This is a genomic window from Rhodanobacter sp. OK091 (assembly GCF_900142825.1).
In the GTDB taxonomy this organism is placed as follows: Bacteria; Pseudomonadota; Gammaproteobacteria; order Xanthomonadales; family Rhodanobacteraceae; genus Rhodanobacter.
Genome location: NZ_FRCH01000001.1, coordinates 1,455,253 through 1,478,820, shown reverse-complemented (window position 1 = coordinate 1,478,820; position 23,568 = coordinate 1,455,253). Strand labels below are relative to the sequence as shown.

Here is a 23,568-nt window from a genome sequence, read left to right as displayed (position 1 = left end):
CCCGGTCATCGGTGTGCGAGCGTTGCGGTCAGATGCGCCTTGGCCTGCATGACGGCATCGGCCAGTACGGCTCCGCGAGCGAGCCATGCCGCGATGGCGGCCGACAGGATGCAACCGGTTCCATGCAGCTTGCCGGTTTCCACCCAGCGCGCCGCGAAGCGTTGCGTGCCGTCGGGCGTTACCAGCAGGTCGACCGCTTCGGTCAAGGGTGCATGACCGCCTTTCATCAGCACGGCACGCGGCCCCAAGGCGAGCAAGGCACGCCCCTGCGCGGCCATCTGCGCTTCGTCCGTTGCGCACGGCACGCCAAGCAGTACCGCTGCCTCCGCCAGATTGGGCGTGAGGCAATCGACCAGCGGCAGCAGGCGCGAGCGCATGAACGTAACGGCGTCTTCGCTGAGCAGGCTGGCGCCCGATGTGGCGATCATCACCGGATCGAGCACCACGTGCGGTGGCCGGCGTCGGAGCAGGCACTCGGCGACGGTGGTCACGGTGGCGGCCGTGGCGAGCATGCCCAGTTTGACGGCGCGGATATCGAGCCCGTCGAAGACCGCGTCCAACTGCGCCGCCACCATCTCGGGGGACATGATCTGTATCGCCCGCACCCCGGCACTGTTTTGCGCGGTGACCGCGGTCAGCACGGTGGCGCCGTCGACGCCCAGCGCGGAAAACGTCTTCAGGTCGGCCTGGATGCCTGCACCGCCGCAGGAGTCGGAGCCGGCGATGGAGAGCGCCGTCGGCATAGGCGAGGCGCGCCGCGGCATGTTCATGTTGTCCCGTTCGCCAGCGCCACCAGGGCCAGCCGGGTAAATCCACGGTCGCGCAGCTGGCGTCCGGCCTGCCACGCCCGCAGGCCGCTATGGCAGCACAGCACGATGCGGATGGCGGAGGGCGGATGGTCGTCGATCAAGGTGCCGATCGTGTCGACTTCAAGCCGCAGCGCGTCATCGAATGGCGACACCGGGGCCTCGTCCAGACTCCTCAGGTCGACCACCAGATCGTCGGCCGTCACTTCGCGCGCTGAGATGTAGCGCAGGAGGGGGCTGTCCGGTTCGCCCGCGTCGTGGAAGGCGAAGCCGCCGAAGCTCAGTCGGGCGGCATCGAAGGTCACCAGCCAGCCAAGCGGCGAGGGCGAGATGGCCAGAATCAGCTGCAGCACGAGCTGTGCCTGCAAGCTGCCGATGACGCCTACCAGGCTGCCGAGCACGCCGGCGCTGCTGCAGGTCGCCGCGCGTGCAGGCATGTCGGGAAACACCGCCCGGTAGCTCGGTGCGCCCGCGCAGAACGCACCGACATACCCGCTCAAGCCGACCGCCGACGCGCTGACCAGGGGCCGTGCCAACGCCTGACAGGCATCGTTCACTACATAGGTGGCGGCCAGGCTGTCGGCTGCGTCGACCACGATATCGGCGTCAGCGACCAGACGCGCGGCGTTGTCCGGCGTTGCGCGTGCGGCGAGCGTTTCCACCGTGATCGTGGGGTTCAGGCGCAACAAGGCCGCGCGTGCCGCCGCGACCTTGGGCGAGCCGACATCGTCCATGGTGTACAGCGGCTGGCGATGCAGGTTGCTCTCCTCGACCACGTCGTGGTCGACGATGATGAGGCGCCCGACGCCGGCCGCAGCGAGGTATTGCAGCACTGGGCAGCCGAGCCCGCCCGCACCGATGACTAGCACGCTGGCTGCCGCCAGCCGCGCCTGGCCGTCCGTGCCGACCTGTGCCAGCGCGATCTGGCGTGCATACCGGCCGGTCATGCGACGGGGCTCATGGAAGCCGCTCTGGTGGCACTGATCCACGACGCGGCACGGCCCAGCGGATCGAGATGTCTGGTCACGTCGCTCACCACCGCCGCGCAGTCCGCGCCTGCGGCGAGGCAACCGGCGGCCCGTTCCAACGTGATGCCGCCAATCGCCACCAGCGGCACGCGGCCGATCCGGCGTTTCCACTCGCCGAGGCGGTCCAGTCCTTGCGGCGCCCAGGGCATCGACTTCAGGCTCGTGGGGTAGATCGGCCCGAGCGCCACATAGTCGGGCGCCACGCCGAGCGCACGCTCGAGTTCGGTGTCGTCGTGCGTGCTGACACCCAGCTTCACATGCCGCGCGCGAATCGCCTTCAGGTCGGCGCCGGCAAGATCCTCCTGGCCCAGGTGGATGAAATCGGCGCCTTCGTCCAGCGCGATGTGCCAGTAGTCGTTGACGACGAGTTGCACGCGCCGAGGCACGCAGATCGCCAGCGCGGCGCGCACTTCGCGGCGCACCTCGGCGGCGGTACGGTCCTTGATCCGCAACTGCACCAGCTTCACGCCGACCGGAACCAGTCGCCGGATCCAGTCGGCGCTGTCGACGACGGGATAGAACGCGGCTAGCCGGCTCATTCCAGCCAGGCCTTGCCGAGCAGCGGCGTCGACGGCGTGGCGATATCGCGAGACTCCATCGGCTGCGCGAGAAACGCGGCCCGCCCGGCTTCGATCGCTTTGGCAAACGCGCCGGCCATTAGCACCGGATCGCCGGCCATCGCCACGGCGGTGTTCAGCAGGACGCCGTCATAGCCCAGTTCCATCGCCGCGGCCGCATGAGATGGCCGGCCGATGCCCGCGTCGACGATCAGCGGCACTTCCGGGAAGTGGGCGCGCAGTGCGCGCAGGCCGAAGATATTGTTGAGGCCCATGCCGGTACCGATCGGCGCGCCCCACGGCATCAACACACGGCAGCCCGCTTCGAGCAGCCGTTCGGCGACGACCAGGTCGTCGGTGGTGTACGGGAAAACCTCGAACCCGTCCGCGCACAGTACGTTGGCTGCCTCGACCAGGCCGAACACGTCCGGCTGCAGCGTGTCGACTTCGCCGATCACTTCGAGCTTGATCCATGAGGTCTGGAAAATGTCCCGCGCCATCTGTGCGGTAGTCACCGCTTCCTTCACCGAATGGCAGCCGGCGGTATTGGGCAGCACCCGCACGCCGAGCCCGCGGATGATCGACCAGAAATTCTGTCCGCCGCGTTGCGTGCCGGATTCGCGCCGCAGCGACACGGTGACGATGTCGGTGCCGGACGCCCGCACCGCGTCGCTGAGGATCGCCGGGGACGGGTATCGCGCGGTGCCCAGCCACAGTCGCGAGGCGACCTCGATGCCGTAGAGGTTCATCGCTCAGCCGCCTTGCATCGGGGCGACGATTTCGAGGGCGTCGCCGTTCGCCAGCGCGGTCGAGACACGGGCGGCGGCAGCGACGAAGCGCCCGTTGAGCGCGGTGGCGACGATGCTATCGCCGTAGTCGAGCTCGTCCAGCGCCTGCGCCAGTGTGGTCGCGCGCAGCTTCTGCTCGACGCCATTCACGATGATCTGCATGAATACTCTCCGGAGGATGTTCCGAAAATGGCCTGCGCGGCCTGATGTGCCATGGCCGGTGCCAGCAGGAAGCCATGGCGGTACAGGCCGTTGACATGCCATGTGTGGCCGCGTCGCACCAGCCGCGGCAGGTTGTCGGCAAAGGCCGGGCGGATGCCGACGCCCATCTCGACGATCTCCGCCTCGCCGAATGCAGGGTGCAGCGCGTAGGCGCCGTTGAGCAGCTCCATCGCCGAGCGCGCCGTGACCGGGCCGCCATGATCGCTTTCGATCATCGTGGCGCCGATCATGAACAGCCCATCGGCGCGCGGTATCACGTACAGCGGCATGCGCGGATGCAGCAGCCGCACCGGACGCGAAAGCGTAATGTCCCTGGTGCGCACCAGCAGCATTTCGCCGCGGACGCCGCGCAGGTCGTCCAGCGTGTCGCGTGCAGCGAAGCCGCGGCAGTCCAGCACCTGGTCGGCGGCGACCGGGACGGTCGTGGCGTCCACGCCGAAGTGGATAGTGACGCCCATGTCGCCGAGCCTGGCGGCGATCGCCGCCACGGCCCTGCGTGGGTCCAGGTGCGCCTCGTCAGGGAAGAACAACGCCTGGCGGAAGCGCCCGGAAAGATCGGGTTCCAGCTCGGCGATGCGCTCGGCACCGATTCGTTCGAAGCGTTCGGTGCGCCGGCCGAAGTGGTCGAGTTCGGCACGGTCCCGCGTGGGCGCCACCACCAATGTGCCGTTGCAGACGGTTTCGCTGAAATGCCTCGGCCACCAGTCGAGTGCCATTTGCCCGAGCCGGCCCACATGAGGCTCCGCGCTTTCCTGCTCGCACCAAGGTGCCAGCATGCCGCCGGCAAACCAGCCGCATGCCTGCGCGCCCAGTTGCGTGCCCCGTTCGACGATGTCGACACGGGCGCCCCGCGCGGCCAATTCGAGCGCCGCCACGAGGCCGGTCACACCAGCTCCGATCACGGTGACGCGCATGGGCTCACTCCGCCGACGGCACGTAGAGTTGGGCGCCTTGCTCCACGAACTCGCGCGACTTGGTCGCCATGCCCGCGAGTGCCGCCGCTTCCATCGCCAGGACGTCCCTGCGCAGATCCTGGGTGATCTGCATCGAGCAGAACTTGGGGCCGCACATGGAGCAGAAATGCGCGACCTTGTGCGCGTCCTTCGGCAAGGTGGCGTCGTGGTAGGCGCGCGCGGTATCCGGATCGAGCGAGAGGTTGAACTGGTCGTCCCAACGGAACTCGAAGCGCGCCCGCGACAAGGCATCGTCGCGCACCTGCGCGGCCGGATGGCCCTTGGCCAGATCGGCCGCATGGGCCGCGATCTTGTAAGTGATGACGCCGGTCTTGACGTCGTTGCGGTCGGGCAGGCCCAGGTGTTCTTTCGGCGTGACGTAGCAGAGCATGGCGGTGCCGAACCAGCCGATCATCGCCGCGCCGATGCCGGAGGTGATGTGGTCGTAGCCCGGCGCGATGTCGGTGGTCAACGGACCCAGCGTGTAGAACGGCGCCTCGGCGCAGCATGCCAGCTGCTTGTCCATGTTGAGCTTGATCTTGTGCATCGGGACGTGGCCCGGCCCTTCGATCATCACCTGGCAGCCCTTGGCCCAGGCGATCTTCGTCAGCTCGCCCAGGGTTTCCAGCTCGGCGAACTGGGCCTCGTCGTTGGCATCGGCGATCGAGCCGGGACGCAAGCCGTCGCCAAGCGAGAACGCGACGTCGTAGCGGCGCATGATGTCGCAGATCTCGTCGAAGCGTTCGTAGAGAAAACTCTCCTTGTGGTGGGCAAGGCACCAGCGCGCCATGATCGACCCGCCGCGCGACACGATGCCGGTCACCCGTTTGGCGGTGAGCGGAACGTGGCGCAGGCGCACTCCGGCATGGATCGTGAAATAGTCCACGCCTTGTTCGGCCTGCTCGATCAAGGTGTCCTTGAACACCTCCCAAGTGAGCTTGACCGGGTCGCCGCCCACTTTCTCCAGCGCCTGGTAGATCGGCACGGTGCCGATCGGCACCGGTGAGTTGCGGATGATCCACGAGCGGATGTTGTGGATGTTGCGGCCGGTGGACAGGTCCATGATCGTGTCGGCGCCCCAGCGGATTGCCCAGACCAGCTTCTCTACTTCTTCGGCCACGCCGGAGGAGATCGCCGAGTTGCCGATGTTGGCGTTGACCTTGACCAGAAAGTTGCGGCCGATCGCCATCGGCTCGAGTTCGCCGTGGTTGATGTTGGCGGGGATGATCGCCCGTCCCAGCGCGATCTCCTGACGCACGAATTCGGGGGTCACGAACGCGGGAATGGCGGCGCCGAAGGACTCGCCATCGGCGATCTTCGCGCTCGCGTCTTGCAACGCCTCGGCCCGCGCCAGATTCTCGCGATGGGCGACGTAGATCATTTCCTCGGTGACGATCCCGGCACGCGCGAACTCCAGCTGGGTGACCGGCGCGCCGGATTGGCCCATGCGCAAGGTCCGCTGCGCGGGGCACGGGGCGACCAGACGGTCCGGCCCGACGCCGCCGTTGTCCTCGGGTCGAACCGTGCGGCCCTCGATGGTCTGGAACCCACGTGCCTGGACCCATGGTTCGCGCACCAGCGGCAGGCCGGCTTCCAGGTCGATGCAGGCCTCGCTGTCGGTATAAGGGCCCGACGGGTCGTAGACCCGGATGGTCGGCGTCTGTGGATCGGTGACGGCGATCTCGCGAAACGGTACGCGGATCGAAGGGTGCGACGGCGGTTCGACGTAGACTTTTTTCGATCCGCCGATTGGCCCGGTCGTGACCGTATCGGGTGCGGAGCCGAGCAGTGGTGCAGGGGTATTCATGGATCTCCTCCTGGGACAAAAACAGGAGATCCGGGATTGACGATGTAAGGGTGGACGGGCGACTCGAAAGAGCCGACCGTCATGATTCCCGTTCCTCCGCCGGCATGACCCGGATCAGGTTCAAGGGTCAGCTCGCGCTATCTCAGCCCCTTTCGGGGCACCCCTCGGAATGTCCGGGCAGGATGGATGCGCGTATGGCGGCCTGTCAAGGTTGTGCCGCTGCCGCCGCGGTGTCGCTGGTGGGCGGGAAACCATGGACATCGAAACTGGATATGTGTACTATATGGTTCATTAAAGCTCGGAACCATTCCGGGCTTTAGCACTCCAACCACCCGAGTGCTAAACTTTGACGTCATTCAGGAGGTTCCACCCATGTCTCAAGCTTTGGTGACCGCCAACTTTCCGCTACCGAGCGTAGTGGGCAGTCTGGATGCCTATATTTCTGCGGTTCACCGCATTCCGGTGCTGAGCTCGGAAGAGGAGCAGGCGCTGTCGCGTGACTACCTCGAAGAAGCGAATCTGGCTGCTGCGAAGAAGCTGGTGATGTCGCATCTGCGTTTTGTGGTGCACGTGGCGCGCGGTTACAGCGGTTATGGCCTGCAGCTGGCCGACCTGATCCAGGAAGGCAACATCGGCCTGATGAAGGCTGTGAAGCGTTTCGACCCGGATCAGGGCGTGCGTCTGGTCAGCTTTGCGGTGCATTGGATCCGTGCCGAGATGCACGAATTCATTCTCAAGAACTGGCGCATCGTGAAGGTCGCCACCACCAAGGCGCAGCGCAAGCTGTTCTTCAACCTGCGCAAGAGCAAGAAACGCCTGGGCTGGATGAACGCGGCCGAGGTGAGCACGGTAGCCAAGGATCTGGGTGTGCCCGAGGCGACGGTGCGCGAGATGGAATCGCGCCTGTCCGGCCGCGACATCGGTTTCGAAGCGCCAGCCGATGCCGACGACGATGCCAAGCCGGCACCGGCGGCGTTCCTGATCGACGACGGCGCCGATCCGTACGAGAACGTGTCCGACGAAGACTACTCGGACAACCAGATGCAGACGTTGACCGATGCGTTGAGCCATCTGGACAAGCGTTCGCGCGACATCATCCAGCGCCGTTGGCTGGATGACGACAACAAGGCCACGCTGCAGGATCTGGCTGATGAGTACGGCGTTTCCGCCGAGCGCATCCGCCAGGTGGAAGCGAACGCCATGAAGAAGATGCGCGGCCTGTTCGCCACGGCGTAATCTGACCGGGCAAGTCTTTCAAGCGCTCATGGATGGGCGGATAAGCAACGGCCCCGCTAGGGGCCGTTTGCATGTCGGTCGGCCTATTCCGGATGCTGTTCCGCATCGTCATCGGGTATGTCGTCACCACTGACGATGCGGGCGTGCCGCTGGTGCGTCCAATAAGCCCAGGCCCAGTCCAGCATCACCACCAGTCGGTTGCGGAAGCCGATCAGAAAATAGATGTGGGCCAGCAGCCATGCGGACCACGCCGGGAAACCGGACAGTTTCAGCTTGCCGAATTGCGCCACTGCCGCCAAACGCCCGATGGTGGCGAGCGAGCCGTCGTCGCGATAGGAGAACGGCCGCTTTTCATCGCTGCCGCGCAGGCGCGAGCGGATCACCGTGCCGACATACCGACCCATCTGCTTGGCCGCCGGCGCCACGCCGGGTACCGGCTTGCCATCGCTTTGCGCGATCCCGGCGAGATCACCGATGGCGAAGACCTCCGGATGCCCGGGCAGGCTCAGGTCCGGCAGCACCTGCACGCGGCCGGCGCGATCGAGCGCGGCGCCGAGCAGACGCCCCACCGGCGATGCCGCCACGCCGGCAGCCCACAGCACGGTGCGTGCGGGTAGCCAGTGTTCGCCCAGCTTCACGCCGCCCGCATCGATATCGGTGACGGCGACGCCGGTGTGCACTTCCACGCCGAGGCGTTCGAGCTGCCGGCGCGCCTTGTCGGACAGGATCGGGTCGTAGGCGGTCAGCAGGCGTGGCCCCGCTTCGATCAGGCGCACCGAGGCACGCCGCGGATCGCTGCGGCGGAATTCGCGCGACAAGGTATGCCGCGCCAGTTCGATCAAGGTACCGGCCAGTTCGACGCCGGTGGAGCCGCCGCCGACCACGACAAAGTTGAGCCAGGCCTGGCGGCGCGCGGGATCGGTCTCGCGCTCGGCGTGCTCGAATGCCAGCAGCACGCGACGGCGGATCAGGAAGGCATCGTCCAGCGTTTTCAGTCCCGGCGCGTAGCGCTCCCATTCGTCATGGCCGAAATAGGCGTGGGTGGCGCCAGTGGCGACCACCAGGAAATCGTAGTCGAGCACGCTATGCGCACATTGCACCCGACGGGCCGCCAGATCGATGCCGGTCACTTCGTCCAGCAACACGGTGAGGTTGCGCTGACGGCGCAGGATCTGCCGCAACGGCGCGGCGATCGATGGCGCCGCCAGACTCGCGGTGGCGACCTGATACAGCAGCGGTTGGAACAGGTGATGGTTGCGCCGGTCGACCAGCGTCATCCGCACGGCCGCGCCGGCCAGTTGCCGCGCCGCGGCCATGCCGCCGAAGCCGCCGCCGAGTATCACGACTCGGGGCGCATCGGCGGGATCGGCAGCGGCACGCGTCATCGCGGGCGGCTCGTGTTGCGCGGGCGGCCGGTGCAGCGCAACAGATCAGCGCCGGACGGCGGCCGGCTGGCGCAGCGCCATGCCTTTCAGGACGTTCAAGGCTTGCGACAGCGCGTAGTCGCTGGTGGCCAGCTTGCCGTCGGCGGCACTTCCGTCGTCGTTGATGTCGTTGCCGGTCTTGGCGTGTTCATTGGCCAGATGGTTCGGCAGGTCGGCTTCGGAGCTGATCAGCACCGGCCCGCTGTCGGCCTTGTTGACCGTGAGGTCGGCCAGCGCGATGTCGGGCTTGATGCCCTCGGCCTGGATGGAGGTACCGTTCGGCGTGTAGTAGCGCGCGGTGGTGATTTTCACCGCATGCTCCGCATCCAGCGGCACCACGGTCTGCACGACGCCCTTGCCGAACGTGCGCTGGCCCATGATCAGTGCGCGGTGATTGTCCTTCAATGCACCGGAGACGATCTCGGCGGCCGAAGCGGTGCCGTTGTTCGTGAGCACAATCATCGGCGCGCCATTGAGCCGGTCGCCAGGGTGGGCGTTGAAACTCATGTTGGCGTCCTGCAGCCGGCCGCGGGTGGTGACGATGGTGCCGGAGTCGAGGAACTCGTCGCTGACGCCCACCGCGGCGGTGAGCAGGCCGCCGGGATTGTTGCGCAGATCCAGCACGGCGCCTTTCTGTGCGCCGTTCTTCTGGATCAGTTCGCCGAGTTTGCGCTCCAGATCGCCGGCGGTGTCGTCCTGGAACTGGCTGACCCGCAGGTAGGCGTAGCCGGGCTCCAGCTCGCGCACCTTGACGCTGCTGACCGCGATGTTCTCGCGCACCAGGTGCAGATCGATCAGCTTGTCGCTCTTGTCGTGAGCGATGGTGAGGTCGATCTTGCTGCCGGGTTTGCCGCGCAGCTGCTTGAACATCTCGTCGACATTGCCGGGATCGATCAGCGTGCCGTTGATCTTGACGATGTTGTCGCCGGCCTTGATGCCGGCGCGCGCGGCGGGCGTGTCGTCGATCGGCGAGACGATGTGCAGGCCGCCGTCGACCTGCAGCACCTCGATGCCGAGGCCGCTGTATTCGCCGGTGGTGTCCTCGCTGAGTTGAGTCAGACCGTCTTTGTCGAGGTATTCGCTGTGCGGATCGAGCCCGCTGAGCATGCCGGTGATCGCCGCCTTCATCAGCGTCTTGTTGTCGACCTTTTCCACATACGCCTGGCGCACCACTTCATACACGCGGCTGAAATTGCGGATGTCGTCCAGGCTGACCTGGTCGTTGGGGGCGGCGCTGGCCGGCGCGCGGGCGCGGGTGTCGGTGGCCGGCAGGTCGACCGGCGGGGCGGGCGCGGCCACGCTGGAGCTGCCGACAGGCGCGCTCTGCGCGTTTGCGTGCGGCACGGTCAGCAGGAATGGAACGGCCAGCAGCAGGGCGGTCAGGCTGACGGTTGGGCTACGGGTGGAAAAACGCATGGGTGACTCCGTGCAACGGGCAAACATCGCGCCGGAACGCGACGGAAAGAGTGACAGGACGTGTGACAACCGAACGCCGGAGTAATTCATCGAAGGCACAAGTCTAGCCTGCGACGGCATGGTGAAGGCGTCAACGGCGCTGACTCAGCCAACTGCGTGGATCGACCGGCTGGCCGCCCTTGCGCAACTCGAAATACACGCCGGTATTGATACCGGTGGGTGCACTGGCGGTACCGATCGCCTCGCCGGCATCGACCTGATCGCCGACACCGTGCAGCAGCGTCTCGTTGTTGCCGTACATGCTCATCCAGCCATTGCCGTGGTTGACGATCAGCAGCATGCCGTAACCGCGCAGGAAGCCGGCGTAGATGACACGGCCGCGCGCGACCGCGTGAATCTCGCTGCCGCCGCCGGCCTTAATCAGCACGCCGCTGCCATAGCTGTTGACCACGCCGCTGGCCGGCCATGGCAAGTTGCCGCGGATATCGGCGCCGGCGTTGCCGATCTCGATCGGCGGCGGTGGCAGCTTATGACCGGGGTGCTTGCCGGATGCCGCGGCGCGCGCCGCGGCCTCGCGGGCGGCGGCTTCGCGCGCCGCTTCGTCGATCACCTTTTGCAGCTTGTCGACCAGATTGTTGAGCGATTGCGCGTTCTGCTTCAGCGCGGCCAGCCGTTCCGCCTGATCCTTGTACTGGGCATCAGTGGCGGCAGCCAGCTTCTGCTGTGCGGCGCGCTGCTGGCTCAGCGTTTTCGCCTGCTGTTCGCGCTGTGCTTTGGTGGCCTGCAAGGCTTGTTGCTCGCTGGTGATGGTGTTTTCCAGCTCCTGCAGTTTGGCCAAGTCAGCCATCAGCTTTTGTACCCGCGCCACGCGGTCCTGCTGGAAATACTTCGAATACACCAGCGCACGGGAAATGCGTGCCACGTCTTCGTCGCCCAGCAACAGGCGCAGATCCGAACCGTGGCCAAGCGCATAAGTGGCACGCAGCAGGTCGGCGATGGCCGCGCGTTGGCTGTCCAGCGTCTGCTTCAAGGTGGCGCGCTGCTGTTGCAGCTGATCCAGCTGCTGCTGCTTGGCCGCCAGCTCGGTATCGGTCTGGCGTACCGCACGTGCCGCGCCGGCAAGCGCGTTGGCCTGCTTGGCAAGTTCGGCGTTGACGCTGTCACGGCGCTCGGCGGTATCGGCCTGCTGCTTCGCCAGCGCCTCCATTTTGCTGCGCAGGTCGGCCAGTTTCTGTTTCGCCTCGGCTTGTTCGGTGCGGCTCTTGCCATCCTGTCGCGCCTGCAGCGGAGTGATGACCAGACAGCCCAGCGATGTGGCGAGGATCAGGCTGTGGAAGGGGCGGGCGGCGAAACGGGTGGGTTTGGGCATGCAGCCGATTATCCCCGAGCGGAGCGAGACAGCGCCATCCGCACTTTGCCGAACGCCTGGGAGTGCGTCGCGCCGATGGCGAAGTGCGCTGCGTGGTCCGAAATATGCATGAAATACATCGGGAAATTAGGCACTTGAGTATCAATTAATGTGGTGTTAAACCGCGTTCGCGAAGAGGCCTTCCCCCGCTCGTGGCCTTTCGCTGGCTGCTGAAGCTGGCTTCCCCACACCCCGACTGCCCGCTTCTCCATCGCCCGATCAATCCGAGCGCCTCGTGATTGCTCCGCAAGTGGAGGGTATTTTCATGAAACGCACGCTTGTCATTTCGCTGGCGGGTCTGGCCTTGTCCCCGATAGCTGCCGCTCTCGCGCAAAGCACCCAGACCAGCGATACGCAACAGACACAGACACCGCAGACACAAACCACGCCGCAGACGCCGACCGGTACGCAGAATCCACCGGCACCTACTGGCCGGAACGTGCAGCAATTGCAGACCATTACGGTAACCGGCTCGGCGATCCCGCGCATCGATCAGGAGACGTCCTCGCCGGTCACCACGATCACCGCCGTGCAGATCCAGCGCAGCGGTCTCACCACGCTGTCCGACGTGGTGCGCGCGGTTTCGGCCGACAACAGCGGCTCGATCCCGAATGCATTCGCGAATGGTTTTGCGGCCGGCGCATCGGGTGTCGCCCTGCGCGGCCTCACCGTGAACTCCACCCTGGTGCTGATCGACGGCCATCGGGTCACCAACTATCCGGTGGCCGATGATGGCGAGCGTTCCTTCGTCGACTTGAACACCATTCCGCTCGCCGCGGTCGAGCGCATCGAAGTGCTGAAGGATGGCGCTTCGTCGCTGTACGGCGCCGACGCGATCGCCGGCGTCGTCAACGTCATCATGCGGCCGAGCTTCAAGGGCATCGAAGCCACCGGCAGCGTGGGCACCTCGCAGCACGGCGGCGGTTTCACCCGCAAGGTCACGCTGCTCGCCGGCGGCGGCGATCTGGAGAAGGATCGCTACAACGGCTACCTGAGCGTGCAGTACCAGAAAGACAACCCGATCATGACCAAGCAGCGCGGTTTTCCGTTCAACACGGGCGACCTCAGCTCGCTCGGTGGCCCGGGCCTGGGTGGTCCATCCGCGCGCAATGGCGGCACCAATGGCGCGATCAGGCCGGATACCCCCGGTTCGCTCTGGCAGCCGCTGAGTGCGTGCACCTCGGGCCCGATGATCACCGACGACACGGGTAGCTACTGTCGTTATGACTCGGTCAATCGGTATGGCCAGCTGCAACCGGCGATGGAACAAGGTGGCGTGTCCGGCCGTTTCACCATCAAGTTGGGCGACACCACCACGGCCTATCTGGACGCCAGCTACATGGAGGCGAAGACCTGGGCGCCCGGCCCGCCGCGGCCAATCCAGAACAGCACCCCGCACAACACAGGCAGTATCACTTTGCCAGTGGGCAACCCGTCGAATCCGTTCGCGGTGCCGGCGCGGATCAGCTACAACTTCGGCGACATCCCGGATGGCTTCAACTACAACAATCACAATGCACGCATCGTGGGCAGCGTCAGTGGCCAATGGGCCGACTGGAACTGGAATGCCGCGTTGGTGCTCAACCATGCCTGGCTGAGTACCACGCAGTTCGGCTTCATCGACTACCAGGGCCTGCTCGGCGCGGTGGCCAACGGCACGTACAACTTCGCCAATCCGTCGGCCAACTCCGCTGCCGTGCGCGCCTCCCTGGCGCCGGGTTACAACAAGACCTCGACCACCGACATGGACTCGCTGGACTTGAGTGCCAACCGTTCGCTGTGGGATTTGTCGGGTGGCGCCGTGGGCCTGGCCTTAGGTGCCCAGTTGCGCCATGAGGCGCAGAACGACCCCACGCTGAACCCGAATTTCCAGTTCCAGGGTCTGGGCAACGCGCAGACCAAGGGTAGCCGCGATGTGAGCGGCGCCTTCGCCGAGATCGACCTGCCGCTGTTGCAATCGTTGGAGGTCGATGCCTCCGGTCGGTTCGATCACTACACCGACGCCGGCAACAACTTCTCGCCGAAGATCGGCATCAAGTACAAGCCGTTCGACTGGATCGCGCTGCGCGGCACCTGGTCGAGGGGGTTCCGCGCGCCTGCGTTTGCCGAGAATGGTTCGAGTTCCACGCAGGGGTTCATCACCTACACGCCGCCGCCGGCGTTCCAGGCTCTGCATGGCAACAATGCCTACGTGCTGCCGTATGGGCTCTCGGAATTTACTCTGGCCAACAAGAACATCAAGCCGGAGAAATCCAAGAGCTTCACGCTCGGCGTGGTGGTGCAGCCGACCAATTGGCTGAACGTCTCGCTCGACTACTACAACATCAAGAAGTCCAACCTCATCGTGCAGGCCGACACCTCGGCAGCGCTGGCCAACTACTACGCAGGCACGGCACAGGCGCCGGGCGTGACCGTGATTCCCGATCTGCCCGATCCGGATCATCCGAACGCCCAGCCACGCCCGTCCGAGCTGATCGGCTCGTACCTCAACGCACAGTCGCTGAAAACCACCGGTGTCGATGTGGACCTGCAGGCCCACTTCGATTTCAGCGACAAGCTGCACTACATCAGCGAGCTGACCGGCACCCAGATCTTCCAGTGGAAGATCCGGTTGCCCGACGGTACCAGCCAGAGCTACGTAGGTACCCAAGGCCCGTACAACCTGTCGTCGGGCGCCGGTACGCCGCGCAGCCGTGCTTCGTGGGCGAACACGCTGGAATATGGCCCGCTGACGGTCACCGGCACGCTTTACTACACCAGCGGCTACAAGGACATCGCGGCGGATGTGGGCGTGCTCGGCCTGTTCGACGGTGACTGTCTGTCCACCACGCCAGCCGGCACCAACTTCCCGGCGAGCTGCCACGTCGGTGCGTTCTATGACTTCGATCTGACCGGCAGCTATGCGATCAACGATCGCGTCAGCATCACCGGTTCGATCATGAACGCGTTCGACAAGAAACCGCCGTTCGATCCGTCGAACTACGCCGGAGCGGGTTCCAACTACAACCCGACCTGGTCGCAAGCCGGCGTCGTGGGGCGCTTCTACAATCTGGGCGTGAAGGTCAAGATATAACGGGTTGCCGATCCGGCTTTTTTAACAAAAAGTGAGGTTCGAGACGGCGTTCCGGGAGACCGGGGCGCCGTCCTCGTTTGTGCCGCCGGAAATGCGGCTGTCTCGCGATGGTCGGCATATGGAAGTTTAGCCGTCCAAACAAATATTTTGACGCGACGCAGCAACTGTGTTCTAGTCGGAGTCGATTCTGCGCAAAAAACGATCGGTGCCACCTGGTATCGCGGCAGCCTGCGCAGGCCGGAGGGTGGTGATGGCAGCTAGCGGTACGGCAACGTTGTATGACCCGGCTTTCGAGCACGACAGCTGTGGCTTCGGCCTGGTCGCGCAGATCGACGGGCACGCCAGCGCGGCGCTGGTCGACACCGCGTTTGCCGCGCTGGCGAAACTTTCCCACCGCGGCGGCGTGAACGCCGACGGCATCAGTGGCGACGGTTGCGGCGTGCTGATCCATCATCCTGCGCCCTGGCTGCGCGCGCTGGCGGCCGAGGCCGGCATCGTGCCGGCCGAACGCTTCGCCGCCGGATTGGTGTTCCTCGATCCGGCTGGCGGCGAGACCGCCGCGATCGAGTTCGAGCGTCATCTGGCCGAGGCGGGTCTGCCGCTGGCAGGCTGGCGCGAGGTGGTGATCGACCGGCAGGCCTGTGGCCCGCTCGCCAGCGCTACCTGTCCGCGCGTGCGCCAGGTATTCGTGAATGCCGCGGTCGGCATGGATGATGACTCTTTCGAGCGCGCGCTGTTCCGCGCACGCCGGCGCGCCGAAACGGCGCTGGCGGACGATCCGGAGTTCTACGTGGTGAGCCTGTCCGCGCAGGTCATCGGCTACAAGGCGATGGCCGCTCCGGGCCGGCTGCGCGAGGTGTTCGCGGATCTGCAGCATCCCGCGCTGGCCAGCGACGCGGTGGTGTTCCATCAGCGGTTCTCCACCAACACCACGCCGCAGTGGCGGCTGGCCCAGCCATTCCGCCTGCTCGCGCATAACGGCGAGATCAACACCATTCGCGGCAACCGCCGCTGGATGCAGGCGCGCGAGGCGGTGCTGCGTTCGCCGCTGGTCGACCTGACCGACATCGGCCCGCTGGTACGCCAGACCGGCTCGGATTCGGAGAGCCTGGACAATGCGCTGGAAGTGCTGCTGGCTGGCGGCCTCGACATGCTCACCGCGATGCGTGTGCTGGTGCCGCCGGCGTATGCGGCGCGCGAAGATCTGGACGAAGACCTCACCGGTTTCTACGAGTACTACGCGCTCCACAGCGAACCGTGGGACGGTCCGGCCGGACTGGTGATGTGCGACGGTCATTACGCCGTATGCACGCTTGATCGCAACGGCCTGCGTCCGGCGCGCTGGGCGCTGTCCGACGACAACCACTTGATCGTCGCCTCCGAGGCCGGCCTGTGGGACGTGCCGCCGGCTCGCGTGGTGGCCAAGGGCCGGCTCGGGCCGGGCCAGATGCTGGCTGTGGATTTCGCCAACCATCGCCTGCTGCACGATGCCGATATCGACGCGATCAACCGCAGCCGCGCGCCGTTTCGCGACTGGTTGCGCGCCGGCGTCAGTTACCTGGAATCCGATCTGATCGATCCCAGCCTCGCCGCCGAGCCGTTGCCGGCGAACGAGTTGCGCCGCTTCCAGAAACTCTACGGGCTCAGCCGCGAGGAGCGCGAAAGCGTACTCAAGGTGCTGGCCGAAACCGAGGCCGAGGCCACCGGCGCGATGGGCGACGACACGCCGATGGCGGCGCTGTCGCGGCAGGTGCGGCCGCTGTTCGACCGCTTCCGCGAAGGCTTTGCGCAAGTCACCAATCCGCCGATCGATCCGCTGCGCGAGCGGCTGGTGATGTCGCTGGTCACCCAGTTCGGCCGCGAGGGCAATCTGTTCGAGCTGTCGGCGGACAACGCGAAGCAGGTCTTGCTGAATTCGCCGATCTGCTCGCAGCGCAAATTGCGCCAATTGCTCGCCCTGCCGCAGTTCGTCAACGCGACGGTGCAGATCGACCTGTGCTATCCGCTGGGCGAAGGATTGGAAGCGGCGCTGCGTCGTTTCTGCCGCGAAGCGGAGCAGGGCGTGCGCGCCGGTGCCGGCATGGTCTTCATCACCGACCGCTATCCGAACAAGGACACGCTGCCGGCGCATGCGCTGCTGGCGGTAGGTGCGATCCACGCGCACCTGATCGAGACCGGTCTGCGCTGCCAGTGCAACCTGCTGGTGGAAACCGCCACCGCGCGCGACGCGCACCAGTTCGCGTGCCTGATCGGTTTCGGCGCCACCGCGATCTATCCGTGGCTGGCCTACCAGAGCCTGTTCGAGCTGGGCCGTGACGGCCACATCAAGCGCGGCGACGGCACCCCGCGCGAGATCGGCCGCAGCTATCGGCGCGGCATCCGCAAGGGGTTGCTGAAGATCCTGTCGAAGATGGGTATTTCCACCGTCGCCGGTTATCGCGGCGCGCAGCTGTTCGAGATCGTCGGCCTGGCACCGGAAGTGGTGGCGCTGTGTTTCGCGGGCACGCCATCGCGGGTCGGCGGCGCGGGTTTCGCGGATCTCGAGCACGACCAGCGCCTGCTTGCCGCCGAAGCGTGGAACGAGGCGCAGCCGCTGCGCGCCGGCGGCATCTACAAGTTCGTCCACGGCGGCGAATACCACATGTACAACCCGGACGTGATCGACACCTTGCAGAAGGCGGTGCGCACGGGCGAGATGTCTGATTACCGCCGCTACGCGCAACACGTCGACGCGCGTCCGCCGTCCGCGCTGCGCGACCTGCTGCTGCCGCATGCGGCCGGCAACGCGATTCCGCTGGACGAAGTCGAACCGGTCGAGGCGATTCTCAAGCGCTTCGATTCGGCCGGCATGTCGCTTGGCGCATTGTCGCCGGAAGCGCACGAGGCGCTGGCGATTGGCATGAACCGGCTCGGCGGCCGCAGCAACTCCGGCGAGGGCGGCGAAGACCCGGCGCGTTATGGCACCGAGAAGACCTCGAAGATCAAGCAGGTTTCCTCCGGCCGCTTCGGCGTCACCGCCGAGTACCTGATCAACGCCGAAGTGCTGCAGATCAAGATCGCGCAGGGTGCCAAGCCCGGCGAGGGCGGCCAGCTGCCCGGCCACAAGGTGGACGCAACCATCGCGCGGCTGCGTTATGCAAAACCCGGCATCGGCCTGATCTCGCCGCCGCCGCATCACGACATCTACTCGATCGAGGATCTCGCGCAGTTGATTCACGACCTCAAGGAAGTGAACCCGACCGCGTTGATCTCGGTGAAGCTGGTCTCGCATGCCGGCGTGGGCACGGTCGCCGCTGGCGTGGTGAAGGCCGGTGCCGATCTGATCACCATCTCCGGCCACGACGGCGGCACCGGCGCCAGTCCGCTCACCTCGATCAAGTACGCCGGCACGCCATGGGAACTGGGCGTAGCCGAAGCGCAGCAGACGCTGCGTCGCAACGGCCTGCGCGGACGCGTGCGGCTGCAGACCGATGGCGGCCTGAAGACCGGCCTCGACGTGATCAAGGCGGCGATGCTCGGTGCGGAGAGCTTCGGCTTCGGCACCGGTCCGATGGTGGCGCTGGGCTGCAAATATCTGCGCATCTGTCATCTCAACAATTGCGCCACCGGCGTGGCCACGCAGAACGAGGTGCTGCGCAAGGAGTACTTCATCGGCCTGCCGGAAATGGTGATGAACTACTTCCGCTTCGTCGCCGAGGATGTACGCGAACACCTGGCCGCGCTCGGTGTGCGCAGTCTCGGCGAGCTGGTCGGTCGCAGCGATCTGCTGACCCAGGCCGAGGGCAGCACGCCTGTGCAGAAGCAGCTCGATCTGTCGCGGTTGATCGCCGAAGACGGTCTCGGCGTCACCGTGGACAGCGCCTGCACCTTGCCGCGCAATCCGATGCGCGACGAAGCAGCGCTGGCCACGCGCATCGCCAACGATGCCGCGCCGCTGGTGGAGCTGGGCAGCGGCGGCACCTTCCGCTATGCGATCGCCAACACCGATCGCACGATCGGCGCACGCCTGTCCGGCGACGTGGCGCGGCGCTGGGGCGATCACGGCATGGTCGAGCCGATCACCTTGCAGCTGGAAGGCAGTGCCGGGCAGAGTCTGGGCGCTTGGAACACTGGCGGCGTGCAGATCGATCTCACCGGCGAGGCGAACGACGGCGTCGGCAAGGGCATGACCGGCGGTCGCATCATCGTGCGGCCGTCACCGGAGTCGCCGTTCGCCAGTCAGGACGCGGCGATCCTCGGCAACACCTGTCTGTACGGCGCCACCGGCGGCGAGCTGTTCGCCGCGGGCCGCGCCGGCGAACGCTTCGGCGTGCGCAACTCCGGCGCACTGGCGGTGATCGAAGGCGCCGGCGACCACTGCTGCGAATACATGACCGGTGGCGTGGTCGCCGTGCTCGGTTCCTGCGGACTGAATTTCGGCGCGGGCATGACCGGCGGCTTCGCCTATGTGCTCGATCTCGAACGCGCCTTCGTCGATTGCTACAACCACGAGCTGGTCGACATCGTGCGCATCTCGCCGGAAGGCATGGAGCATTACATGCAGCATCTGCGCGGGCTGATCGCACGCCACGCCGAACTCACCGGCAGCGCCTGGGCGCGCCACTTGCTGAGCGATTTCCGGGGGTTGCTTCAGCGTTTCTGGCTGGTCAAACCGAAGGCGGCGAGCCTGGCCGCGCTGGCCGATGAATTGCGGAGGGCGGCATGAGCGACAAGCTGTTCCGCTTCCTCGATCTGCCCCGACAGCCGCCCAAGGCGGTGCCAGTGGCGATCCGCGTGCTCGGCTATGGCGAGATCAGCGGCGATTTCGCGCCGCCGTCCTCCGCGGTGGGCCAGGCCGAGCGCTGTCTCGACTGCGGCAACCCGTATTGCGAGCATGCCTGCCCGGTACACAACTACATTCCTGACTGGCTGAAGCTGGTGCAGGACGGACGCCTGTTCGAGGCGGCCACCTTGATGCACGAGACCAACCCGCTGCCGGAAATCTGCGGCCGGGTATGTCCGCAGGATCGCCTGTGTGAAGGCGCCTGCACGCTGGAGCAAGGCGGTTTCGGCTCGGTGACGATAGGCAGCATCGAGCGCTCGATCACCGACGAGGCGTTTCGCCAGGGCTGGCGGCCGGATCTGTCCGGCGTGGTCGAGACCGGCCGCCGCGTGGCCGTGGTCGGCGCCGGCCCGGCCGGCTTGTCGTGCGCGGATCGCCTGCGCCGTGCCGGTATCGCGGTGGACGTGTTCGATCGCCAGCGCGAGATTGGTGGCCTGCTCACGTTCGGCATCCCGCCGTTCAAGCTGGACAAGAGCGTGATACGCACCCGCCGCGAGGTGCTCGAGGGCATGGGCGTGCAGTTCCAGCTCGGCGTGGAGATCGGCCGCGACATCGCGTTCGAGCAGCTGCTGGCCGACTACGATGCGGTGTTCATCGGCACTGGCGCGTACACCTTCGTCGACGGCGAGTTGCCGGGGCGCGAGCTTGCCGGTGTGCATGACGCGTTGCCATTCCTGATCGCCAACGCGAACCGCCTGCTCGACGACCAGCCGGTGCCGCCCGCGCTCGATCTCAACGGCAAGCACGTGGTGGTGCTGGGTGGCGGCGATACCGGCATGGACTGCAACCGCACCTCGATCCGCCTCGGCGCGGCCTCGGTCACCTGCGTCTATCGTCGTGACGAAGCGAGCATGCCTGGCTCACGCCGCGAGGTGGCTTACAGCCGCGAAGAGGGCGTGCGCTTCCTGTTCCAGCGTCAACCGCTGGAGATTCTGGGCGAGGGTGGTCGGGCGCGCGCGGTGCGCGTCGTGACCACCGAGCTGATCGACGACGGCGACGGCCGCCCGCGGCCGCGCAACGTGGAAGGCAGCGAGACCGAACTGCGAGCGGACGTGGTGATCCAGGCGTTCGGTTTCCGTCCCAGCCCGCCGGCCTGGTGCGCCAAGCACGGCATCGAACTGGACCGCAGCGGCCGCATCCTGGCCGGCGGCACGGGCCGTCTGCCGTTCCAGACCGGTCATCCGCAGGTGTTCGCCGGCGGCGACAACATGCGCGGTGCCGACCTGGTGGTGCGTGCGGTGCACGACGGCCGCGAAGCGGCCCAGTCGATCGCGCAGATGCTGCAGGAAGCGACGGTGGCTGCGTTCGCGCATGCCCATGCCTGATGCGGGCATGCGCGTTGCACGCGTCGCTTCAAGCGGCGTGTGCGACCAGAGTGAGCGTGTCGAGCGTGAAGCTGCCGTCGGCGGCGATCGCGAAATGGCGGCGCACTTCCTCGGGCGCATGGGCTTGCAGGCTGCGGATCGCCGCGATGTGCTCGCCGCTGGTGCGCGTACGCGCCACCCAGTCGTCGAAACGCAGCGGCAGCCGGCGCGGCGTGAGGCCGTCGATGGCAAAGCCGGCACGGGCCAGCGCAGCGACCCATTCGGCCGTGCGGTAATTGCGCACATGCGACATGTCGCGCAGCAGTTCGAGGGTCTGCAGCCAGCTGTCGAGCAAGGCATCCTGTGGCGCGACCACGTCGATGAAGATCGCCCGACCGCCCGGCTTCAGTACGCGCCGGGCTTCGCGCAGGCCGGCATCGCGGTCCTGCCAGTGGTGCGTGGTGAAGCGCGCCACCACGACGTCGAAGCGGGCATTGGCGAACGGCAGCCGCTCCGCCGGCGCGCGCTGTATCGCGATGTTGCCCAGGCCGCGTTCGGCGGCGGTGGCCTGCACGGTGGCCAGCATGCTCTCGGTGAGATCGCAGGCGATCACCTCGGCAACCAGTGGCGCTGCGCGGTAGCTGACATGTCCGCCGCCGCAGCCGAGGTCGAGCAGGTGCGCATCGTGCCGCCCCTGCAGTTCGGCTTCGAGCTGATCCAGGTCGGCGCCGCTGCGATGCACTTCGCTGCTGAGGTAGTCCTGCGCGCGCGGGCCGTACTGTTCGGCCACGAAGGTGGGTTGGGAAGGGGTCATGCGATGCGCTCCGTCATGGTGTGGCGGCATTCTGGCGCCGGCGTTGGAGCCGTGTAAGTTGCGCGATCATCCCGGTATGAATACTTCCCCCCTCACCGCCAACGACGATTCGCGCCATGCGTTGGGACGCTTCCTGAGGGCGCGTCGCGAGGCAACGCCGCCAGCTGCCACGAACTTTGCTGCGGCGTCGAGACAGCGCCGAACGCCGGGTCTGCGGCGCGAAGAGGTGGCGCAGCTCGCCGACATCAGCACCACCTGGTACACCTGGCTCGAACAGGGGCGGGAGATTTCCCTGTCCGGTGCGGCGCTGGCGCGGCTGGCCGAGGTGTTCCGACTTTCGCAGGCCGAGCGCAGCTACCTGTTCGAACTCGCGCGCCGACACGATCCCGCACCACACGCCGCGCCCGGCGATCAGGCCGTGCCACGCGAGCTGCGCGACGCGGTGCTGGCGCTGCCGATGCCGGCCTACCTGCTCGACCGCGCATGGCGGCTGTGCGCATGGAATCCCGCGGCGGCCGATCTGTTCTCGCCGTGGCTGGCCAGCGGCGAGGCCTGCCTGCTGCGTTTCGTCTTCCTCGATCCGCTGGCGCGCGGGTTCATCTGCGACTGGGCGGTGCGCGCCCGTCGGTTGGTGGCCGAATTCCGCGCCGACACGGCACTGTACCCGGACGACGCAGGCTTGCTCGCGCTGGTGGCCGGGCTGCGGCAGGCGAGCACGGCGTTCGACGACTACTGGGGCCGGCACGACGTGCTGGCCCGCGAGGGCGGGCGGCGTGCCTTCGAGCACCCTCGCCACGGCCGGGTCGTGCATGATCAGGTAACGCTGGTGCCCACGGGCAGCCCCGATCACAAACTCGTGCTGCTGATGCCCGCCAGCGACGACGGCGCAGGCCGAGACGAAAGATACTGACGAACCCCTCCTATCACGACGGAGCATGCACGATGCGATTGGGCCTTGCCGCCAATCAGTTACACCACGCTCACAACGATGCCGCGCTGTTCCGCTGGCTGCGCGCTTGCGAACCGGGCATCCGCGAGCTCGGCCTCGGTTTCGGCGCGGTGGGGCGTACCTACGATGCCATCGTGCGTGCCGGCTGGCTGGCCGATTACCCCGCGCTGCAGCGTTTTCCGAATGGCCGCGAAGGCGGACTGATGAAACTGGTGGCCGAGGTGGTTGGCCTGGACGACGGTGCGCGCGTGCTGGATGGCGCGATCTACCTGATCGATCCGGTCGATCCGTCGTCGGTGTTCCCCGAGGCGGCAGCGCTGAAGCGCCAATGCGTGATCCATGGCAAGCCGTTCATTTCGACGGTGGCATCGGCGCGCGACTGGATCGAGATGGAGCGCATCCATGCGGGGCTGGCGCCTGATCCGGGCGCGGACGTGTTCCATCGGCTGGAGTCGTGCACGCTGGCGCTGATCGCGCATGACGCGATGAAGCCGCAGATGCTGGCCTTCGCCGCGGAGCACTTCGACCTGTTGTCGCGGTATGCCCATCGTGTCGCCACCGGCACTACCGGCCAGCGCCTCAACGAACTGGCCTGGAGCCGCGGCTGGCCGGCCGACCGGGCGTGGGCGAAGCGCTACCAGAGCGGCCCGATGGGCGGCGATGCGCAGATTGCGGACCTGGTGCTCGAGCGCCGCTGCCATCGCGCCATTTTCTTCGAGGACCCGCACGTGGCGCGCCAGCACGAAGCCGACATCCAGCTGCTGGAGCGCGCGGTGACCACGCGCACCGACGAAGCCGTGTGCATCACCTCGCCCCGGGTGGCGATGCGCTGGGTCGAGGCGGCACGGCTTAGATGCAGAAGTGAGTGAAGAGGAGAGAGGAATGAGAGCGCAGACGACATGTATCGTGCAAAGGCCGTTGCGACAAGGCATGCCTGCCGACGATAGAGGGCTTGTGCGCC

The 23,568-nt window shown here is 66.5% G+C and carries 17 protein-coding genes and 1 riboswitch; of the genes, 6 read left to right on the top strand and 11 right to left on the bottom strand.

Features of this window, described 5'->3' with window-relative positions; translation table 11 throughout:
- Positions 1–5: 5 nt before the first annotated feature.
- The 7 genes from thiD to thiC are packed head-to-tail and all read right to left on the bottom strand — an operon-like array spanning position 6 to position 6,161.
- Positions 6–770, bottom strand: coding sequence for a bifunctional hydroxymethylpyrimidine kinase/phosphomethylpyrimidine kinase (thiD, locus tag BUA26_RS06815; protein ID WP_255368190.1), 765 nt, complete (start codon positions 768–770; stop codon positions 6–8).
- A complete protein-coding gene (locus BUA26_RS06810) occupies positions 767–1,753 on the bottom strand; it encodes a HesA/MoeB/ThiF family protein (RefSeq protein ID WP_072758982.1) in 987 nt (328 codons plus the stop codon). Before BUA26_RS06810 ends, thiD begins: the two co-directional genes overlap by 4 nt.
- Positions 1,750–2,373, bottom strand: a complete 624-nt coding sequence (locus tag BUA26_RS06805; protein ID WP_072758980.1) for a thiamine phosphate synthase — start codon at positions 2,371–2,373, stop codon at positions 1,750–1,752. The genes BUA26_RS06810 and BUA26_RS06805 overlap by 4 nt, the downstream gene beginning before the upstream one ends.
- Positions 2,370–3,140 (bottom strand): thiazole synthase, encoded by a 771-nt coding sequence (locus BUA26_RS06800; RefSeq protein ID WP_072758978.1) that lies wholly within the window; start codon positions 3,138–3,140, stop codon positions 2,370–2,372. The genes BUA26_RS06805 and BUA26_RS06800 overlap by 4 nt, the downstream gene beginning before the upstream one ends.
- A gap of 3 nt (positions 3,141–3,143) precedes the next feature.
- The gene (thiS, locus tag BUA26_RS06795; protein WP_072758976.1) at positions 3,144–3,341 is read right to left on the bottom strand and encodes a sulfur carrier protein ThiS; all 198 of its coding nucleotides are present in this window, start codon (positions 3,339–3,341) and stop codon (positions 3,144–3,146) included.
- Complete coding sequence (thiO, locus tag BUA26_RS06790; protein ID WP_072758974.1) at positions 3,326–4,315, bottom strand: glycine oxidase ThiO; 990 nt, start codon at positions 4,313–4,315, stop codon at positions 3,326–3,328. The genes thiS and thiO overlap by 16 nt, the downstream gene beginning before the upstream one ends.
- Before the next feature lie 4 nt (positions 4,316–4,319).
- A complete protein-coding gene (gene thiC, locus BUA26_RS06785; protein ID WP_072758972.1) occupies positions 4,320–6,161 on the bottom strand; it encodes a phosphomethylpyrimidine synthase ThiC in 1,842 nt (613 codons plus the stop codon).
- 74 nt (positions 6,162–6,235) lie between these two features.
- Positions 6,236–6,336, bottom strand: a riboswitch (TPP riboswitch).
- A gap of 197 nt (positions 6,337–6,533) precedes the next feature.
- Here thiC and rpoH point away from each other — a divergent pair.
- Positions 6,534–7,397, top strand: a complete 864-nt coding sequence (gene rpoH, locus BUA26_RS06780) for an RNA polymerase sigma factor RpoH (protein WP_072758970.1) — start codon at positions 6,534–6,536, stop codon at positions 7,395–7,397.
- Between the two features lie 83 nt (positions 7,398–7,480).
- On the opposite strand, the gene BUA26_RS06775 is transcribed toward rpoH, so the two are convergent.
- From BUA26_RS06775 to BUA26_RS06765, 3 genes are all read right to left on the bottom strand, one after another.
- Positions 7,481–8,782, bottom strand: coding sequence for an NAD(P)/FAD-dependent oxidoreductase (locus tag BUA26_RS06775; RefSeq protein ID WP_072758968.1), 1,302 nt, complete (start codon positions 8,780–8,782; stop codon positions 7,481–7,483).
- Between the two features lie 45 nt (positions 8,783–8,827).
- Complete coding sequence (locus BUA26_RS06770; protein WP_072758966.1) at positions 8,828–10,237, bottom strand: S41 family peptidase; 1,410 nt, start codon at positions 10,235–10,237, stop codon at positions 8,828–8,830.
- A gap of 130 nt (positions 10,238–10,367) precedes the next feature.
- Positions 10,368–11,606 (bottom strand): murein hydrolase activator EnvC family protein, encoded by a 1,239-nt coding sequence (locus tag BUA26_RS06765; RefSeq protein WP_072758964.1) that lies wholly within the window; start codon positions 11,604–11,606, stop codon positions 10,368–10,370.
- A 304-nt stretch (positions 11,607–11,910) separates the two neighbouring features.
- Between BUA26_RS06765 and BUA26_RS06755 the strand changes: the two genes are divergently transcribed.
- The 3 genes from BUA26_RS06755 (at position 11,911) to BUA26_RS06745 (ending at position 20,865) form a co-directional block, all read left to right on the top strand.
- Positions 11,911–14,718 (top strand): TonB-dependent receptor, encoded by a 2,808-nt coding sequence (locus BUA26_RS06755; protein ID WP_072758960.1) that lies wholly within the window; start codon positions 11,911–11,913, stop codon positions 14,716–14,718.
- Positions 14,719–14,968: 250 nt separating this feature from the next.
- Positions 14,969–19,423, top strand: coding sequence for a glutamate synthase large subunit (gltB, locus tag BUA26_RS06750; RefSeq protein ID WP_072758958.1), 4,455 nt, complete (start codon positions 14,969–14,971; stop codon positions 19,421–19,423).
- On the top strand, positions 19,420–20,865 hold the full coding sequence (locus BUA26_RS06745; protein WP_072758956.1) for an FAD-dependent oxidoreductase: 1,446 nt from the start codon (positions 19,420–19,422) through the stop codon (positions 20,863–20,865). The genes gltB and BUA26_RS06745 overlap by 4 nt, the downstream gene beginning before the upstream one ends.
- Before the next feature lie 28 nt (positions 20,866–20,893).
- Here BUA26_RS06745 and BUA26_RS06740 read toward each other — a convergent pair whose 3' ends face one another.
- A complete protein-coding gene (locus BUA26_RS06740) occupies positions 20,894–21,658 on the bottom strand; it encodes a class I SAM-dependent methyltransferase (protein WP_143154192.1) in 765 nt (254 codons plus the stop codon).
- A gap of 76 nt (positions 21,659–21,734) precedes the next feature.
- Between BUA26_RS06740 and BUA26_RS06735 the strand changes: the two genes are divergently transcribed.
- On the top strand, positions 21,735–22,568 hold the full coding sequence (locus tag BUA26_RS06735) for a helix-turn-helix transcriptional regulator (protein ID WP_072758952.1): 834 nt from the start codon (positions 21,735–21,737) through the stop codon (positions 22,566–22,568).
- A 32-nt stretch (positions 22,569–22,600) separates the two neighbouring features.
- Positions 22,601–23,476: a methylglyoxal synthase gene (locus tag BUA26_RS06730; protein WP_072758951.1), complete on the top strand. Its 876-nt coding sequence runs from the start codon at positions 22,601–22,603 to the stop codon at positions 23,474–23,476.
- The last annotated feature ends 92 nt before the right edge of the window (positions 23,477–23,568 follow it).

What these genes read in the sequence shown, in the direction of transcription:
- BUA26_RS06810 (WP_072758982.1), bottom strand. Translation starts at nt 1,753, where the DNA reads ATGACCGGCCGGTATGCACGCCAGATCGCGCTGGCACAGGTCGGCACG.
- thiC (WP_072758972.1), bottom strand. Translation starts at nt 6,161, where the DNA reads ATGAATACCCCTGCACCACTGCTCGGCTCCGCACCCGATACGGTCACG.
- thiD (WP_255368190.1), bottom strand. Translation starts at nt 770, where the DNA reads ATGAACATGCCGCGGCGCGCCTCGCCTATGCCGACGGCGCTCTCCATC.
- BUA26_RS06800 (WP_072758978.1), bottom strand. Translation starts at nt 3,140, where the DNA reads ATGAACCTCTACGGCATCGAGGTCGCCTCGCGACTGTGGCTGGGCACC.
- BUA26_RS06805 (WP_072758980.1), bottom strand. Translation starts at nt 2,373, where the DNA reads ATGAGCCGGCTAGCCGCGTTCTATCCCGTCGTCGACAGCGCCGACTGG.
- BUA26_RS06765 (WP_072758964.1), bottom strand. Translation starts at nt 11,606, where the DNA reads ATGCCCAAACCCACCCGTTTCGCCGCCCGCCCCTTCCACAGCCTGATC.
- BUA26_RS06740 (WP_143154192.1), bottom strand. Translation starts at nt 21,658, where the DNA reads ATGACCCCTTCCCAACCCACCTTCGTGGCCGAACAGTACGGCCCGCGC.
- BUA26_RS06745 (WP_072758956.1), top strand. Translation starts at nt 19,420, where the DNA reads ATGAGCGACAAGCTGTTCCGCTTCCTCGATCTGCCCCGACAGCCGCCC.
- gltB (WP_072758958.1), top strand. Translation starts at nt 14,969, where the DNA reads ATGGCAGCTAGCGGTACGGCAACGTTGTATGACCCGGCTTTCGAGCAC.
- BUA26_RS06755 (WP_072758960.1), top strand. Translation starts at nt 11,911, where the DNA reads ATGAAACGCACGCTTGTCATTTCGCTGGCGGGTCTGGCCTTGTCCCCG.
- BUA26_RS06770 (WP_072758966.1), bottom strand. Translation starts at nt 10,237, where the DNA reads ATGCGTTTTTCCACCCGTAGCCCAACCGTCAGCCTGACCGCCCTGCTG.
- thiS (WP_072758976.1), bottom strand. Translation starts at nt 3,341, where the DNA reads ATGCAGATCATCGTGAATGGCGTCGAGCAGAAGCTGCGCGCGACCACA.
- rpoH (WP_072758970.1), top strand. Translation starts at nt 6,534, where the DNA reads ATGTCTCAAGCTTTGGTGACCGCCAACTTTCCGCTACCGAGCGTAGTG.
- BUA26_RS06735 (WP_072758952.1), top strand. Translation starts at nt 21,735, where the DNA reads ATGAATACTTCCCCCCTCACCGCCAACGACGATTCGCGCCATGCGTTG.
- thiO (WP_072758974.1), bottom strand. Translation starts at nt 4,315, where the DNA reads ATGCGCGTCACCGTGATCGGAGCTGGTGTGACCGGCCTCGTGGCGGCG.
- BUA26_RS06730 (WP_072758951.1), top strand. Translation starts at nt 22,601, where the DNA reads ATGCGATTGGGCCTTGCCGCCAATCAGTTACACCACGCTCACAACGAT.
- BUA26_RS06775 (WP_072758968.1), bottom strand. Translation starts at nt 8,782, where the DNA reads ATGACGCGTGCCGCTGCCGATCCCGCCGATGCGCCCCGAGTCGTGATA.